Origin of the sequence: Nocardiopsis sp. CNS-639 (genome assembly GCF_000381685.1) — a bacterium.
GTDB classification, from domain to species: Bacteria; Actinomycetota; Actinomycetes; order Streptosporangiales; family Streptosporangiaceae; genus Nocardiopsis; species Nocardiopsis dassonvillei.
Genome location: NZ_KB906904.1, coordinates 1 through 1,545 on the forward strand (window position 1 = coordinate 1; position 1,545 = coordinate 1,545).

General features: G+C 68.9%; 1 protein-coding gene. It reads right to left on the minus strand.

The window, feature by feature from the left end; translation table 11 throughout:
- Positions 1 to 345: 345 nt before the first annotated feature.
- Entirely contained in the window at positions 346 to 1,431 is a 1,086-nt protein-coding gene (locus G011_RS0129400) for an IS110 family transposase (RefSeq protein ID WP_196808549.1), read from the minus strand.
- Positions 1,432 to 1,545 lie beyond the last annotated feature (114 nt).

The window sequence follows — 1,545 nt, forward strand, 5'->3', positions numbered from 1 at the left end:
ACACCTGATATGTGGGGTCTTTGTGTCAAGAGAGCAGCGTTGACCTGCGGTGATGCGTAGGGTCTCACCACCGCGGGTTTCCCGCCACCACATGCAACAGGTACTGCGTGAAGACCGGTGGGAGCACACCGCGTGGCTCGCGTGTCGTGCACGACGCGTGGTCAGACTGATATGCGCGGGTTGGCTACCGCAGGACGGACTGTTCGGCGGGAACGAGGCCGCGGCTCTAGAGATCGAGCGTGGCCCGGAAAAACAACCCCGGGCTGCTCATAGGTGTATCGCGGATCGTTCCTCACGCGGTGCCCGCGCTGTGGCCCCCACCGGTCGGCTTGTGCAAGCCGGGCCTTACTCCTCGGTCACGGCCAGGCTCCAGCACCACCCGGCCAGCTCCCGGGCGATCGCGACCACAGCCACTGACGGCTTCTTGCCGCGCTCATCGAAGCGGACCCAGCGCTGGTGTAGGCGGTGGTTGCCCGCGTGAGCACGCGCTCGGGCCGTGGCCGGGGCCTGTTCCCAGCGCTGGCGCATCTCCTGGGTGACGTGCCGGTAGGGGCGGCGGTGGTGCCATGCGGCTTCCACCAACAATCGGCGCACGTGGGTGTTGCCGGTCTTGGTGATCGGCCCCAGGACCCGACGAGTACCGGAGGAGTGCTCGCTGGGCACCAGCCCCACATAGGCGCCGATGCTGGAGCCGGTGAAGCGGTGCCAGTCACCGATCTCGGTGGCCAGGCCGAACGCGGTGGTGGTGGAGACTCCGCGCAGGCACCGCAACCGGCCCACCACTGCTGCCCAGTCCGGTTCGGCGGCCGTGGCCGTGATGGCCTGGTCCAAACGGTCACGCCGGTCTTTGGTGAGCAGGACCTGCTCGTGGGCGGCCTCGAAAGCCGCCTGTAGGGCGGGTGGGGTGAAGCGCTGGCGGGTGATCCAGTCGTGGTGGGCCCGCGACCAGGTGTTCTTGCCCTCCCACAGCATGCCCTGGCGCAGCAGGAGCTTGGACAGGCGGTGGCGGGCCCGCATCAGATCGGCGCGGGCGTCTTCGCGGGCCCGGGACAGGTCCCGGGCCGCTTCCTGGGCCGGGGTGGGCACGCGCACCGGGGTGACCTCGCCCAACCGCAGCAGGCGAGCCAGGTGCAGGGCGTCGCGGGCATCGGTCTTGACGCGGTCGCCGCTGGGGCGTTGGAGCTTGGAGGGTGCGGCGACCACGCAGTCGATGCCAGCGTCGTTCAAGGTGCGGGCCAGGGCGAAACCGGTGGGCCCGGCCTCGTAGACGGCCCGGACCAGGCCGGGCAGGGTATGAAGCCAGTTCAAGATCTGGGCGTGGTCGCTGGTGAGTTTGGTGGTGGTGATTTCGCCGGTGGGGTCGTGGATCGCGCACGCGGTGGTGGAGCGGGCGTGCACGTCCAGTCCCACGGTCGTAGGCTCGAAAGACACCGGGACCTCCCACACATGTAGGCACTACCGTCCAGGTTCTGCCTGGTCGGCAACCCACGGCAACGTGTGAGCGGGGTCCCGGCCCTTCAGCGAACCCTCCCTACATACCGTCTA